At 69.5% G+C, this 15018-nt stretch carries 13 protein-coding genes and 1 riboswitch; of the genes, 8 read left to right on the top strand and 5 right to left on the bottom strand.

The window, feature by feature from the left end:
• Entirely contained in the window at positions 1–759 is a 759-nt protein-coding gene (gene surE, locus E0H92_RS15255) for a 5'/3'-nucleotidase SurE (RefSeq protein ID WP_131496695.1), read from the top strand.
• Positions 756–1616, top strand: coding sequence for an alpha/beta fold hydrolase (locus E0H92_RS15250; RefSeq protein WP_131496694.1), 861 nt, complete (start codon positions 756–758; stop codon positions 1614–1616). Before surE ends, E0H92_RS15250 begins: the two co-directional genes overlap by 4 nt.
• Here E0H92_RS15250 and E0H92_RS15245 read toward each other — a convergent pair.
• From E0H92_RS15245 to E0H92_RS15225, 5 genes are read right to left on the bottom strand one after another with little or no spacing between them, the layout of a single operon-like run.
• Positions 1608–2543: a dihydrodipicolinate synthase family protein gene (locus E0H92_RS15245; RefSeq protein WP_131496693.1), complete on the bottom strand. Its 936-nt coding sequence runs from the start codon at positions 2541–2543 to the stop codon at positions 1608–1610. The genes E0H92_RS15250 and E0H92_RS15245 overlap by 9 nt on opposite strands.
• Positions 2540–3553 carry an oligopeptide/dipeptide ABC transporter ATP-binding protein gene (locus E0H92_RS15240; protein WP_131496692.1) on the bottom strand — a complete coding sequence of 338 codons (1014 nt, stop codon included), beginning with the start codon at positions 3551–3553 and terminating at the stop codon, positions 2540–2542. The genes E0H92_RS15245 and E0H92_RS15240 overlap by 4 nt, the downstream gene beginning before the upstream one ends.
• Positions 3550–5499, bottom strand: a complete 1950-nt coding sequence (locus tag E0H92_RS15235; RefSeq protein ID WP_131496691.1) for a dipeptide/oligopeptide/nickel ABC transporter permease/ATP-binding protein — start codon at positions 5497–5499, stop codon at positions 3550–3552. The genes E0H92_RS15240 and E0H92_RS15235 overlap by 4 nt, the downstream gene beginning before the upstream one ends.
• Positions 5499–6458 carry an ABC transporter permease gene (locus tag E0H92_RS15230; RefSeq protein ID WP_131293362.1) on the bottom strand — a complete coding sequence of 320 codons (960 nt, stop codon included), beginning with the start codon at positions 6456–6458 and terminating at the stop codon, positions 5499–5501. The genes E0H92_RS15235 and E0H92_RS15230 overlap by 1 nt, the downstream gene beginning before the upstream one ends.
• 11 nt (positions 6459–6469) lie before the next feature.
• Positions 6470–8080, bottom strand: coding sequence for an ABC transporter substrate-binding protein (locus tag E0H92_RS15225; protein WP_238173442.1), 1611 nt, complete (start codon positions 8078–8080; stop codon positions 6470–6472).
• A 122-nt stretch (positions 8081–8202) separates the two neighbouring features.
• Between E0H92_RS15225 and E0H92_RS15220 the strand changes: the two genes are divergently transcribed.
• From E0H92_RS15220 to E0H92_RS15195, 6 genes are all read left to right on the top strand, one after another.
• Positions 8203–8916: a FadR/GntR family transcriptional regulator gene (locus tag E0H92_RS15220; protein WP_202873650.1), complete on the top strand. Its 714-nt coding sequence runs from the start codon at positions 8203–8205 to the stop codon at positions 8914–8916.
• Positions 8912–9049, top strand: a riboswitch (cobalamin riboswitch). Its footprint overlaps the gene before it by 5 nt.
• A gap of 61 nt (positions 9050–9110) precedes the next feature.
• Entirely contained in the window at positions 9111–11108 is a 1998-nt protein-coding gene (locus E0H92_RS15215) for a putative cobaltochelatase (RefSeq protein WP_131468070.1), read from the top strand.
• Between the two features lies 1 nt (position 11109).
• Positions 11110–11724: a cob(I)yrinic acid a,c-diamide adenosyltransferase gene (gene cobO / locus E0H92_RS15210; RefSeq protein WP_131468072.1), complete on the top strand. Its 615-nt coding sequence runs from the start codon at positions 11110–11112 to the stop codon at positions 11722–11724.
• A gap of 5 nt (positions 11725–11729) precedes the next feature.
• Positions 11730–13064, top strand: a complete 1335-nt coding sequence (locus tag E0H92_RS15205; protein ID WP_131496689.1) for a cobyrinic acid a,c-diamide synthase CobB — start codon at positions 11730–11732, stop codon at positions 13062–13064.
• Positions 13061–14413 (top strand): 5,6-dimethylbenzimidazole synthase, encoded by a 1353-nt coding sequence (gene bluB, locus E0H92_RS15200; RefSeq protein WP_131496688.1) that lies wholly within the window; start codon positions 13061–13063, stop codon positions 14411–14413. The genes E0H92_RS15205 and bluB overlap by 4 nt, the downstream gene beginning before the upstream one ends.
• Positions 14410–15012: an LURP-one-related family protein gene (locus E0H92_RS15195; protein WP_238153471.1), complete on the top strand. Its 603-nt coding sequence runs from the start codon at positions 14410–14412 to the stop codon at positions 15010–15012. Before bluB ends, E0H92_RS15195 begins: the two co-directional genes overlap by 4 nt.
• Positions 15013–15018 lie beyond the last annotated feature (6 nt).

The following is a 15018-nucleotide window of genomic DNA, read 5'->3' as shown; positions in this document are numbered from 1 at the left end:
ATGCCCAGGGTCTTGATCACGAACGACGACGGTTACCGTGCACCTGGGATCCGGGCGCTCGCGCCGGCGATCGCCGCCCTCGGGTACGACGTACTCGTGGTCGCGCCGCTGCTCGACGAGAGCGGTGTCGGTTCGGCGCGCGCCGGCCTCGTCAACCGGCCGGTCCGGACCGCGACCGAGGTCGAGAACGGCGTGACGTACGTCGGCATCGAGGGGACGCCCGCGGGTGCGGTGACCCTGGCTCAGGCGGGCGCGTTCGGCCCGCCGCCGGACCTCGTGCTGTCAGGGATCAACCGCGGGCTGAACATCGGCGTGTCGATCTTCCACTCGGGCACCGTCGCGGCGGCCCTGACGGCGGCCGAGACCGGTACGTCGGCGGTTGCCGTCAGCCTCGACGCGGAAGACCCGCAGCACTGGCCGACCGCGGCGACGATCGCCGGCGAAGCGCTCGGCTGGATCGCAGACGAGCCGGCCGGGACGGTCCTGACCATCAACGTGCCGGACCGCCCACTGGAGCAGCTGGCCGGCGTACGGCACGCCTCACTGGCCGTGAACCGGCGCACCCGCCTCGTCGCCGCGACCGGTCCTGCCGGTGAGCCGATGGTCGTCGTCGAACGCACGCCGCATGCCCCCGCCGTTCCAGGCACCGACGAGGCCCTCCTCGCCGACGGCTTCGTGACCGTCACCCCGATCGTCGGCATCCGCGAGGTCCGCGACGACGCAGCCGCCACAGCCCTCGCCAAACGCCTGACCCGATGAAGCTGTTCGTCGCTGAGTACGGCGCGGCGGACGCGCCACCGCTGTTGTTCATCCACGGTCATGGCGGCGGCTATCACTGGCAGCGGTGCCAGGGCGAGGTACTGGGACGCTCCCTGCGGGTGATCGCGCCGGACCAACGCGGCGTACTGCGGTCCGGTCCGCTCCCGCCCGGCGAGCCCGTGAACCTCGACGTACTGCTCGCGGACTTCGAGGAGTTGCGTGAGCAGCTCGGGATCGAGCGCTGGGCGATCCTCGGTCACTCGGCCGGTGGGAACTACGCGGTCGAGTACGCGATCAGGTACCCGGATGCGGTCAGCGCCGTGGTCTTCGACTGCCCGTGCTGGGACTTCGACGCGAACGACCGCCACCGGCTGCCGATCTTCGCCCGCCTGTACGACGACCTCGGCGACCCCGAGCGCGCCGCCCGGTGTCGTGACCTGGCCGCCGTGGACCGCCGACTGACCGCGGACGACAAGACCTACGAGCTCGCCTTCGGCCTCGGCGACCGGTTCCAGGACCTGTCCTTCCACGACCCGTCGAGCCGCGCCGACTTTCTCCGCCTCGGTGAGGCGGCCGGCTTGACCGACGAGATGTGGGCGTACGGCAACAGCCACCTGTCGACGCTCGCCGATCTGTACGACTCGAAGCTCGACCGCCTCCGCCTGATGCCGCAACCGAGTCTGCTGATCGAGGGCGTCGACGACCTGGCCACCGACCCCGTGTCCGTCCGGACCTACCGCGACACCGTGCCGGACGGCCGGGTCGTCACCTTCGAACGATCTGGCCACTTCCCGCACTTCGAAGAGCCCGAGCGGTACGCCGACACCGTCCGCTCTTTCCTCCTCAGGTCAGAGTAGGCCGGCCGCTACCAAATACTTCTCGACCTGGGCGATCTCGTCGGTGTTCAAGGGGATCTGGGGTGGGGCCATCAGCCCGCTGGCGATGATGCCGCGCAGTTGTAGGGCGGCCTTGAAGGCACCTAGGGCCGACGAGCTCATGCCCATGCGGGACGGGTCGCCGACGCCGATCAGGTCGAAGAGGCGGACCAGGCGTTCCTGCTCGGCGCGGGCCGCCTCCCATTCGCCGGCGGCTGCGTGGTCGAAGAGCTTGACGTAGCCGTGGGGATCCACGTTGCCCAGGCCCGGGACCACTCCGTCGGCTCCCATCCAGAGCGCGTTGTCGACGGTCAGTTCCGAGCCGGTGAGCACGCTGAAGTCGGTGATGTCGCCCCTGTCGCGCGCCCGCAGGATGACATTGCGCAGACCGCCTTCGTCACCGCTGGAATCCTTCAGGCCGGCCAGTACGCCGTCCGCCGCGAGCCGCAGCAGCAAGTCGGCGCCGAGCTTCGAATGCACCGCGACTGGCAGGTCGTAGGCGAACACCGGGAGCCCCGCGGCGGCCGCGACCATCCGGAAGTGTTTCTCGATCTCCGCCGGATGGGTGCGGGTGTAGAAGGGCGCGGTGACGACGATCCCGTCGACGCCGGCTGCGACCGCCGTCCGGACGTGGTCGATCACCCGCAAGGTCGCCATGTCGATGACACCAGCCAGCACCGGTACGCGACCCGCCGCGTGGCCCACCACCGTGTCGAGCACCACTTGGCGGTGCCCGTCCGGCAGGTACGCCACCTCGGAGGTGGAGCCGAGGACGAACAGTCCGCTCACGCCGCCGTCGATCAGGTGGTCGACCAGCCGGACCAGGGAGGCGGTGTCCACCTGGTGATCCGGCGTGAACGGCGTACAGACAGGCGGGATGACGCCGGTCAGGCGGGCGGGCAAGGTCATGAACGCTCCAATGCTTGGGTGATCAGGTCATCGGTGGACTCGCCGGCGACGACGGGGTGATAGCAGCGGAACTGATGCGCGGGATCGGCGGCCTCGAACCCGGGCATCGAGCCGGAGCAGTCGTCGTCGGCCTTCCAGCAGCGGGTCCGGAACGGGCAGCCGCTCGGCGGCCGGGTGGCCGACGGCACCGGCCCGACCAGCGGGATCGGGTCGATCGGCGAGATCAGGCCGGGGGTCGCCGAGAACAGCGCGCGGGTGTACGGATGCCGCGCCTGCCGGGCGATGCCTGCGGCCGGCGCCTGCTCGACGATCCGGCCGAGGTACATGGTGACCACCCGGTCGCTCATCCGGCGGACCGTCTGGATGTCGTGCGAGACGAACACCATCGCCAGGCCGAGACGTTCCTTCAGGTCCAGCAGCAGGTTCAGGATCTGCGCCCGGACGGAGACGTCGAGCGCGCTGGTCGGCTCGTCGGCGACCAGGAGCGACGGCTCGAGAGCCAGCGCCCGGGCGATCGCGACCCGTTGCCGCTGGCCGCCGGACAACTGACCGGGCAGGGCGTCGGCGACGCTGCGGGGGAGACCCACCAGCGCCATCAGCTCCCGCACCCGCTCGTTGCGCTGGGCAACGGTACCGCGGTGGTGCACGTCCAGCGGATCACGCAGGACGCGATGAACGGGCAGCCGGCGGTTCAGGGCGGTCGACGGGTCCTGGAAGATCATCCCGGTCCCGGCGCCGATGGCCTCGCGGCGCTCGGCCGGTTTCATCGCCCAGATGTCGCGGCCCCGGAATGCCGCCGTACCCTCGGTCGGTTTCTGGACGCCGACCAGGACCTTGGCCAGCGTTGACTTTCCGCAGCCGGATTCGCCGACCACGCCGACGGTCTCACCGGCGGCGACGGTCAGATCGGCCCCGGTCAGCGCGTAGACGCGGTCCCGGCTGAAGACACCACCGGACCTGGCCCGGTGGACGACGTGTACGTCGGACAGCTCGAGCACCGTCTCGGTCATAGCATCACCTCCTTCTCCACCAGGACAACGGCCGGGTGATGACAAGCCACCAGGTGCTGCGCGGGCTTGCCGGTCAGCTCGGGAGCGGTGGTACGGCACAGGTCGGTGACCATCGGGCACCGGTCCGCGAACCGGCAGCCGGCCGGGAAGTCGGCCGGAGAGGGCACCACGCCACGAATCTGGGTCAGCCGGGCCGCGCCGGACTCCAGCGACAGAACCGAACCGAGCAGGCCGCGGGCGTAATGGTGTGCGGGCTCGCCGACCAGGTCGGCGGTCACACCGGTCTCGACGATCTGACCGCCGTACATCACCACCACCCGATCGGTGACGTCGGCGACCAGCGCAAGGTCGTGCGACACCAGGATCAGGGCGAAGCCGAGTTCGGCGCGCAGCCGCAGCAGCAGTTGGATCACCTGCGCCTGCACGGTGACGTCGAGTGCCGTGGTCGGCTCGTCGGCGACGATCAGCTTAGGTTCCCGCGACAGCGCCATCGCGATCAGCACCCGCTGGCGCTGACCACCGGACAGCTCATGCGGGTAGCTGGTGAGAGTCCGCTCGGGATCGAGTCCGACCAGTTCCAGGAGTTCGGCCGGAGTACGCCGTCCGCCGCGGCGAACCACCTGCTTCAACTGCGCCTTGATGGTCATCGCCGGGTTCAGCGAGGACAGTGCGTCCTGGTAGATCATGGCCATGTCGTGACCGAGCAGCCGGCGCCGCTCGGAGCGCCGCAGACTCAGCAGGTCCTTGCCGTCGAACCTGACCCGGCCACGGATCCGAGCGCCCCGAGGCTCCAGCCCCATCACGGTGAGCGCGGTCAGCGACTTGCCGCACCCGGACTCGCCGACCAGCCCGAGCACCTCGCCGGGTCGTACGTCGAAGCTGATCCCGTCGACGACGTCGACCCCGTCGTGCCGGCCTTCGAAGCCGATCGCCAACTGCTGCACGGACAGTACGGGTTCACCGTCCGGCAGCGGCCGCGCGCGTTCCCGCAGCCGCGTCGCCGCCAGGTCCAGACCGGGAAGCTCGACCAGTTCGCCGGAGCCCGGCTGCGCGGTCTCCAGCGCGTCCTTCTCCTGCTTCTTGGTCTCCGCACGCCTCCCACCGGGCGCTGCCCAGGCGTCGGACACCGCCTCGGACAGGATGTTCAGCGACAGTACGGTGATCAGGATCAGCAGGCCGGGGAACACCGTCGCCCACCAGCCGCCCAGCAGCACCATGTTCTTGCCATCGGCAATCACCGAGCCCCAGGACGGCTCCGGCGGCCGGACCCCGGCCCCGATGAAGGACAGCGACGCCTCGAAGACGATCGCGTCGGCGACCATCACGGTGCAGAACACCAGCACCGGAGCGGCACAGTTGATCGCCACGTGCCGGAGCAGGATGTGCGGCGTACGGGCCCCGATGATCTTCTCCGCGATCACGTAGTCCTCGCCGTACTGCGCGAGCACGTTGGCGCGCACCACCCGGGCCATGGGCGGCGTGTAGAGGAAGGCGATCGCGATCACGAGCACCGGGATGGATCCACCGAACACCGCCACCAGGACGGCGGCCAGCGCGATGCCGGGGAACGCCATCACGACGTCGAGGATCCGCATCACGGTCTCGTCGACGGCCTTGCGGGAGGTGGCCGCGACGGCTCCGACGATCGCGCCCGCGGTCAGTGCGAGCGCAGTCGCGCCGAGTCCGATCATCAGCGACCAGCGAGCGCCGTACACGAGCCGGGTGAAGATGTCCCGGTTCGCGCTGTCCAGCCCGAACCAGTGGGCCCCGGACGGCCCGCCGCCGGTGTCCTCCTGGGTCAGGATGTCGTACGGCGTCAGCAACGGCGCCAGGATCGCGGCGATGATCACCACCGCGAGGACCGCAACCGCGATCCACGCCGTCGGTGGCAGCCGCTTGAAGTTGATCCCCGGGCGGGAGAGTTGCCGGGCCAGTCGTGCACGCATCAGGCAGCGCTCCTCAGTCGCGGGTTCACCAGCAGATACAGGACGTCGACGACCAGGTTGACCACCACGAAGCCGACCGCGATCGTCAGGACGACGCCTTGCACCACAGCCGGATCGCCGTCGCGGACCGCGTTGATCATCAGCGTGCCCATCCCCGGCAGGGTGAAGATCTGCTCGATCACGACCGCTCCGCCGAGCAGGTACCCGATCCGCAGGCCGAGCACGGTGAGCGGGTTGATCAGCGCGTTCCGCAGCACGTTGCGCCCGACCACCACCACCGGCGGCAGGCCGCTGCCGATGGCGGTCCGGACGTAGTCCTTGTCGAGTTCCTCGACGACCGACGTCCGAATGATCCGGGTCAGTTGCGCGGCCACCGGCAACGACAGCGCCAGCGCGGGCAGCGCCATTGTCCGCAACCAGGGGACGGTGCCGTCGGCCGGATTCACATAGCCGCTCGGCGGAAACCAGCCGCGGTCGACGGCGAGGTACTGGATCATCAGCAGCGCCAGCCAGAACGATGGCGCGGCCACGCCGATCAGCGAGACCAGCCGGATCGCCTGGTCCGGCCAGCGGTCGCGGAAGATCGCGGCGGTGACACCGAGCAGCAACGCCAGTACCAGCGCGATCAGCAGTCCCAGCAAGGTGAGCTGGAACGTCAGCGGCATCGCGGTGGTGACTGACTGCAGCACCGGCGCCTTCGTCAGCACGCTGGTGCCCAAGTCGCCGTGCAGCAGGTCACCGACGAAGTGCAGATAGCGCAGCGGCAGCGGATCCAGCAGGCCGTTCTCCTGCCGGAACATGTGCAACTGTTCCTCGGTCGGGTTGGCACCCTGGAAGTACGCGACCGCGGGATCGTTGTTGGAGAACCGCATCACCAGGAAGACGAACGCGATGATGCCGAGCAGCAACGGAACCAGCAGTAACAGCCGGCGAACCAGCATTCGGACGATGACGGCCACAGTCGGCTACCTCAGGCCCGCTTCGCCTGCAGCACGTTGATCCCCGGATAGGGCAGCGCCTTGATCCCGCTCAGCTTCTTCCCGTCCCACGCCGTCATCAGTTCGGTGTGTACGACGGGGTACAGCACCGCCTGCTCCGCGACGAGGTCGAGGTACTCGTGGGTGAGCTTGAGCCTGGCGTCCGCGTCGGTGGCCCGGACCGCCTCGTCCATCTTCGCGAAGATCACCTTGGCGCCGGCGCTGTTCTCCCAGCGCGTGTACTTCATCCAGGACCCGCCCTGCGTGTAGTTGTAGCGCAGGATCAAGTCCGCATCGGCGCCGAACTGGTTCGGGTTCGACGCCGCCGCGACCACCTGGTAGTCGGCGTTCTGGTCCATCTTGGTGAACACCGCGGCGGTGTCCTGCGGCTCCAGCGTCGTCTTCACGCCGATCGCGTTCCAGGACGCGGCGATGGTCGGCAGGCAGTCGACGATCCAGCTCACGTTCACCGCGAGCAGGTTGATCGACAGGTTCGTCACGCCGGCCTCCGCCAGCAGCGCCTTGGCCTTCGCCGGGTCGTACGCGTAGACGGTCTTGGCCTTGGCGTACGCCGGGTTCTCCTCGTTCAGGAACGACGTACTCGCCTTGCCGCGGCCCTTGAGCGCGACCTCGATCATCTTCTGGGTGTCGATCGCGGTGAACAGCGCCTGCCGGACCCGGACGTCGTCGAACGGTTTCGTGGCGGTGTTGAACATCAGGAACAGGTGGTTCATCCCCTTGCCGCCCTCGACCGTGAGGCCCGAGCTCTTCAGCTGCTCGATGTTGGCGTACGGGATGTTGTCGGAGATCTGTGCCTCGGCGCTGCCGCCGGAGATCTTCGCGACCCGGGCGGACGAGTCGACGATGCTCAGCCAGTTCATCTTCTTGAACGCCGCCGGACGCGGACCGTTGTAGTCGGCGAACGCCTCGAACGTGGTGTTCGACTTCGGCTGGTGCGACACCTGCTTGTACGGTCCGGACCCGACCGCCTTGCCGTTCTTGGCCAGGTCCCAGGCGCCGGTCTGGGAGAAGACGTGCTTGGGCATGATCTTTGCGATCGTCAGCCGGGGCGCGCCGTCGGGGAACGGGAAGTTCAGCACCAGTTCGACGGACTTGTCGTCGACCTTCTTGACCTCCTTCAGCCAGGCGGCGAAGAAGTTGTAGGTGAGCACCTTCAGCTTCGGGTCGAGGATCCGCTGGAAGGTGAAGACGACGTCGTCGGCGATGACCGGCTGGCCGTCGTGCCACTTCGCCCCGTCCCGCAGGGTGAACTTCCAGGACGTGGCGTTCAGGTCGGCCGGCACCTCCGTGCCCAGGGCGGCGTACGGCTGCCGGGTGATCGGGTCGGTGTCGAGCAGTCCTTCGTACACGTGCTGCATCGCCGCCATCGTGAAGGCGGAGGCGGTCATGGTCGGGTCCCAGCTCTGGTTGTTCCCGTAGCCGATCACCGCGGTGACCAGGCCGGTGTCCGCGCCGGCGCCGACGGCTCCGGTCGAGGCCGGGCCGCTGCTGCAGGCCGACAATCCACCAGTGATCGTCGCGGCTGCGCCCAGCGCACCGGAGTACTTCAGGAACGAGCGGCGGTCGAACCCTGTTTGCTTCACGATGCCTCCAGCGGCAGGGGATGTGGTGAGGTGGTTTAGGAGGTAGGTTGTAGGACGTACTACGTCCTATGAGTGCCGACCTTAGGAGTCCGGCTCCAGTCGGTCAAGCCCGAGGAGACGTCGTGACAGTGATCCGGCCGAAACGGTCGAAACGCAGTGACGAGCTGGCCAACGCGATCGCCGATCTGATCATCGAGCGCAACCTGGATCCCGGCGCCCCGCTGCCTCCCGAGAGCGTGCTGATGGCCGACTTCAGCGTCAGCCGCAACTCGGTCCGGGAGTCGCTCAAAGCCCTGCAGGCGCTGGGGATCGTCGAGATCCGGCACGGGTACGGAACGTTCGTCGGCTCGGCCAGCTCGTCGGCGTTGCAGCCGTGGCTGCTGTTCCGTACTCGATCCGGCAGCAGCACCGAGCGGCTCCGGGAACTGCTCGAGATCCGGGAGATCCTCGAGACCGAGCTGACCCGCCGCGCCGCGGGGATCGGCAACGGCGAGCTCCAGCAGAAGCTGTCCGGGTGTGTCGCGCGGATGCGGGACGACGGCCTGGACGCGGCGACCGCGGACCGTGAGTTCCACGAACACATCTGCGACTCCGCCGGGGTCCCGCTGGCCCGGGAGCTGGTCGGCCTGTTCTGGGACGTGTACCGGGCCGTCGAGACCGACCTGGAGACCTTCGCGGCGTCACCTGCTGAAACCGCGGCGCGCCATCAGCGGGTGGTCGACGCGATCGACTCCGGCGACGCCGACCTGGCCGAGGAGGCCGTCCACCTGCACTTCGCCGAGGTCCGCACCCGCCTGGGCACCGGCCCGTACCGCAGCCGGGGGGATGTGCCATGATCGGGCCGACGAGTCGTGGAGGAACACCGGTGACCAGCGTGCTGGGAGTCCGGGGCGGTCCCGCCACTGTGACCAGAGCCGAGCATCACCTCGGCCTGGAAGCCAGGACATCCGCGGTCGTCCGCCGGCCCGCGGGGACGGCGTACCGGCCGTAGCGGGCGTGGACACCCGCTCGACGAAAGGGACCACCGCCGATGCGGGCTGCACCACTCAGTGGACCGTCGAACTCGTTCCCGTTCACCGCGATCGTCGGGATGGACGATCTCCAGCTCGCGCTGATCCTGGCGGCGATCTCGCCGGCCATCGGCGGCGTGCTGATCCGCGGCGAGAAGGGTACGGCGAAGTCGACCGCCGTCCGCGCCCTCACCGAGATCCTCCCGCCGGTGGACGTCGTACCCGGCTGCCGCTTCTCCTGTGACCCCGACCACCCCGACCCGTCCTGTCCTGACAGCCCGCACGCGGGGGAGCGGTCGGTGCGGGCGGCGCGGTTGGTGGAGTTGCCGGTGGGCGCTACCGAGGACCGGGTGCTCGGGTCGTTGCATCTGGAGAAGGCGCTCGCGGAGGGCGTGACGGCGTACGAGCCCGGTCTGCTCGCCGCGGCGCATCGCGGGTTGCTGTACGTCGACGAGGTCAACCTGCTCCACGACCACCTGGTCGACGTGCTCCTCGACGCCGCCGCGATGGGGCGTGCAACGGTCGAGCGGGACGGCGTCTCGGTGACCCACCCGGCGCGGTTCGTGCTCGTCGGCACGATGAACCCCGAGGAGGGCGAGCTCCGGCCGCAGCTGCTCGACCGGTTCGGGCTGACCGTCGACGTGGTCGCCAGCCGCGATCCCGCCGTCCGCGTGGAGGTGATGCGCGCGCGCCTCACGTACGAGGCGGATCCGGCAGCCTTCGTCACCCGGTACGACGGCGCGCAGCGGGAGCTCGCCGAACGCATCGTGAAGGCGCGCGACCTGCTGACCGAGGTGATCCTGACCGACTCGGCCCTGCGCCAGATCGCGGAGATCTGCGCGTCGTTCGACGTCGACGGCATGCGCGCGGACCTGGTCACGGCCCGGACCGCGGTCGCCCACGCCGCGTGGTCCGGCCGGACCGTCGTCGAGGTCGACGACGTCCGGGCCGCCGCGAAGCTCGCGCTCCCGCACCGCCGTCGCCGGAACCCGTTCGACGCACCCGGCCTGGACGACGAGCAGCTCGAAGAAGCCATCAACAACAGCACCCCACCGGAAGACCCGGACGACGACGGACCGGACGATCCGAGCGGTGGACCCGGCGGGGGAGCGGACACCTCGGCTTCTTCTTCCGATTCCGAAGGCGAAGAGCAGTCCGTTGGTCAGGCGCCGGCCGGTCCGGCCCCGAGCGGTGACGTTGCCGGCAGTTCCACGCCGTACAAGGCTCGCCTGTTGAGTGTTCAGGTGGCCGGCGCCGGTGTCGCGGGGCGCCGGTCGCGGGCGATCACCGAGGTGGGACGCGTGGTGGGCGATCGCGGCCGGGTCGGGCGCGAGGCCGGGCGACCGCATCTGCTGGGGACGATGCGCACCGCGGCGCCGCACCAGAAGGTGCGCGGGCGGAGCGGTCCGGGCCTGGTGGTGCGAGCGGACGACGTGCGGCTCGCGGTGCGGGAAGGGCGGGAGGGGAACCTCGTGCTGTTCTGCGTCGACGCCTCCGGTTCGATGGGGACGAAGAAGCGGATGGGTGAGGTGAAGACGGCGATCGTCTCGCTCCTCCTCGACGCGTACCAGCGCCGCGACACAGTCGGTCTGGTCACGTTCGCCGGCGCTGCCGCGACGGTCGCGCTACCGCCGACGGGCAGCGTCGAGACCGCCGTACGACGGCTCGAATCGCTCCCGACCGGTGGACGTACGCCGCTCGCCGAAGGGTTGCTGCAAGCGGCCGAGGTACTGCGGATCGCCGCGATCCGCGACCCGCGCCGCCGTCCGCTCCTGGTCCTCGTGACCGACGGCCGCGCCACCCACGGCGACAACGCGTTCGCGCGCGCCCGCCAGGCAGCCGGATGGCTCGCGCAGCGCGGCATGGCCACCGTCGTGGTGGACTGCGAACCGCGGCGCGGCGTCCGGCTCGGGCTGGCGGCGGAGCTCGCGGGGGATCTCGGCGCGGAGTACCTCGACCTCGGAGACGTTGCCGCCGGCAACCTGATCCGTACGGTCACCGAACGGAAGGCGGCCTGAGATGCCGAAGGGGCAACCGGTCGCCGTACCGCAGGACGGGCTGACCACCCGGCAGCGCCGCAACCGTCCGCTGCTGATGGTGCACACCGGCGAGATGAAGGGGAAGTCGACGGCGGCGTTCGGGATGGCGCTGCGGGCCTGGAACCAGGGCTGGAACCTCGGGGTCTTCCAGTTCGTGAAGAGCGCCAAGTGGAAGGTCGGCGAGGAGAGCGCGTTCAAGGCGCTCGGCCGGCTGCACGCGGCGACCGGTGAGGGCGGGCCGGTCGAGTGGCACAAGATGGGCGAGGGCTGGAGCTGGTCGCGGAAGGCGGGCACCGAGGAGGACCACGCCGCCGACGCGGTCGAGGGCTGGCGCGAGATCCAGCGCCGGCTGGCCGCCGAGACCCACGACCTGTACGTGCTCGACGAGTTCACGTATCCGATGAAGTGGGGCTGGATCGACGTGGACGAGGTCGTCGACACGCTCGTCAACCGGCCCGGTCACCAGTACGTCGTGATCACCGGACGCGATGCGCATCCCAAGCTTCTCGAGGCCGCTGACCTCGCGACCGAGATGACGAAGCTCAAGCACCCGATGGACACCGGGCAGAAGGGCCAGAAGGGCATCGAGTGGTAGCGGGGATGATTCCGCGGATCGTGGTTGCGGCGCCGGCTTCGGGGGCCGGCAAGACGACGGTCGCTGTCGGATTGATGGCGGCGTTGCGGCGGGCCGGGCAGGTGGTGGCCGGGTTCAAGGTGGGGCCGGACTACATCGATCCCGGGTTCCACGCGGTCGCGACCGGGCGGCCGGGGCGGAACCTCGATCCGATGCTGTCGGGGGAGGAGCTCGTCGGGCCGCTGTTCGCGCACGGTTCCGACGGTGCGGACCTGGCTGTCGTCGAGGGCGTGATGGGGCTGTACGACGGTGCGCTCGGGACGGAAGGTTTCTCGTCCACGGCGCATGTCGCGAAGTTGCTGAAGGCACCTGTGGTGCTGGTCGTCGACGCGTCGGCGGCGGGGCGGAGCGTCGGGGCGGTCGTACAGGGTTTCGTTGCCTTCGACACCGAGATCCGGATCGTCGGGGTGATCCTGAACAAGGTGGGGTCGGATCGTCATGAGGCCGAAGTACGCGCCGGTGTCGCGCCGACCGGCGTACCGGTCCTGGGCGTCCTCCGCCGCGACACCCGCCTGACGGTTCCCAGCCGCCACCTGGGCCTGATCCCCGCCAACGAACAACGCACCCAAGCCGAACAAGCCGTGGACGCCGCCGCAGAACTGGTCCGCCAAGGCGTCGACCTCCAAGCAGTATTAGCCGCCGCCCACTCCGCGCCAACTCACACAGCCATCCCTTGGACCCCACCCGCTGTGGTTGTGGAGGCGCGGCCGGTGGTTGCTGTGGCTGGGGGGCCGGTGTTCTCTTTCCACTACACCGAGACGACCGAGCTGCTGAAGGCCGCCGGTGCGGACGTGGTCACCTTCGACCCGCTCACCGACCAGTTGCCTGAGGCAACCGCAGCGCTCTACCTCGGCGGCGGCTTCCCCGAGCTGCACGCCGAGGCGCTCTCCGCGAACGTCGAGCTCCGCAAACAAGTTGCTGCCGCGGTCGCCGACGGCCTCCCGGTGGTCGCCGAATGCGCCGGCCTGCTCTACCTCTGCCGCGAACTCGACGGCCACCCCATGACCGGCGTACTCCCCGCGACCGCCCGCATGACCAGCCGCCTCACCCTCGGCTACCGTACGGCGGTCGCCGCGTCGAGCACCGCGTTCTTCGACGAAGGACGCCGGGTCCGCGGCCACGAATTCCACCGCACCACGATCGACCTCGAGGCCGACGTACAACCCGCCTGGCATCTCCCCGGCGGCGTCGAGGGCATCACCCTCCCGCACATCCACGCGTCGTACCTCCACCTGCACTGGACCGCCACCCCGGACGTCCCCGCGCGCCTGGTCGCAGCCGCCCGAGAGCGTGCCCGATGAGCCTGGTCGTCGGCGTCGGCCTCCGCGCCGGTACGCCGTTCGCGGAACTGCAGGACCTCGTGACAACAGCCCTGCGCGAACTCGCGGGCGACGTGCAACTGGTCGTCACGATCACCGGCAAAGAACACGATCCCGCGCTGCAAGAGCTCGTAGCGCAGCTGGGTGCCGAGCTACGCACGTTCTCGAACGAAGAGCTCGCCCAACAGCAGGTACCAACCCCGAGCGAGCGAGTCGACCAACTCAAAGGAACCTCCAGCGTCGCCGAAGCAGCCGTCCTGGCAACCGGCGCCCACCTCGTGATCCCCAAACGCCGAACCCCTAACACCACCATCGCAATAGGCGTGCAGCGGGCGGCTGGGTACGACCTGCGGGATCGGGAGGTTGTGCAGCGGGTTATTGCTGAGCGGCGGGATGTGCGGCGGGGGTTTTTGGACGTGCCGGTCGACGATGTGACGCTCGGGCGGGTGCTGGAGGCGGCGCATCGGGCGCCGAGTGTCGGGTTGAGTCAGCCGTGGGACTTCCTGGTGATCCGCGACCTCGCGACCCGCCGGAAGGTGCACGATCTCGCGACCGCGCAACGGGACGCGTTCGCGGCGTCCCTCCCGGAGGACCGTCGCGCGGCGTTCGACGGACTGAAGATCGAGGCGATCCTCGACACCCCGCTGAACCTCGCGGTGACCTGCGACCCCGGCCGCGGCGGACGGCACGTCCTCGGCCGGCACGCGGATCCGCGAACGACGACGTTCTCCGCCGCGATCGCGATCCAGAACCTCTGGCTCGCCGCCCGCGCCGAGGGGATCGGCGTCGGCTGGGTCTCGTTCTTCGAACCCGGTGAGATCGCCGCGATCCTCGACCTCCCCGCGCATATCGAACTGGTCGGCTACCTCTGCGTCGGGTACGTCGACGAGTTCGCCCCGGCCCCCGAACTCGTGCGATCCGGATGGGCCAAGCGCCGCCCGCTCTCCTGGGCGATCCACCACGAGGAATGGGGCCGGCGCGACACGTCCATCGTCGACGACGCCCGCCAGGCCACGCAGAACGCCGTACCGGCTGGTGGCCAGCGGGTCCGGGTGGTTGTCGGAGGTCACGTCGATCTGCAGGAAGCGGACGTGCTTGCTGTTGATCTCGGAGCGGAACGCCCGCCCGCCGACTTCGGCGTGTTGTGGCGGCCGGCGCGGACCCCCGTCGAAGCGGTGGAGTTCGGGGTCGAGATCGCCCGCGACCTCGCGCTGCAGGGCGTCGGCCAACTCGTCGTACAGCTCGCAGAGAACTCGGAGCGTGCCGAAGCTCTCGCCCGCGGTCTGCAGGTCGGTGCGTCGGCCTGTGGTCTGACACACTCCTCCGCATGACTGAACCTGCACCGATGTACGTCCCCGCGTTCTCGATGAAGCAGCGTGTGACGCTGATGGCGAACAAGTACGAGTTGATCGCCACGAACCCGGACGGGACCGACGGGGCGCTGCTCGCGTTCGCGCAGCAGAAGCGGATGGCGTTCAAGGAGCAGGTGACGTTCTACAGCGACGACGCCAAGACCCAGCCGGTGTTCTCGTTCAAGGCCCGCAAGGCCATCGACCTCGGGTCCGGGTACGACGTGTACGACGCCGACGGGCAGGCGATCGGCTGGTTCAAGAAGGAGTTCGGCAAGAGCCTGCTCCGGTCCAGCTGGCAGCTCAGCGCGCCGGGTGTCGAGGCGGACGGCACCGAGCGCAACCAGACGGTCGCGATCGTCCGGCGGGTCTGGGACTTCGTGCCGTTCATCGGCGAGATCCCGCTGCCGTTCATCTTCCACTTCGACTTCACCGACCGGTCCAACGGGCAGCCGGTGCTGTCGGTGGAGCGGAAGATGTCGGTCCGGGACCGCTACCGGATCACCGTCCAGGACGAGCGCCTCGACTTCCGCGTCGCGGCCGCGATGACAGTGGCCCTGGACGCGCTGCAGTCCCGGTGAGTTCCC

It is taken from the genome of Kribbella speibonae, from assembly GCF_004331375.1.
GTDB lineage: Bacteria > Actinomycetota > Actinomycetes > Propionibacteriales > Kribbellaceae > Kribbella > Kribbella sindirgiensis.
This window is presented reverse-complemented; position numbering and strand designations above follow the sequence as displayed.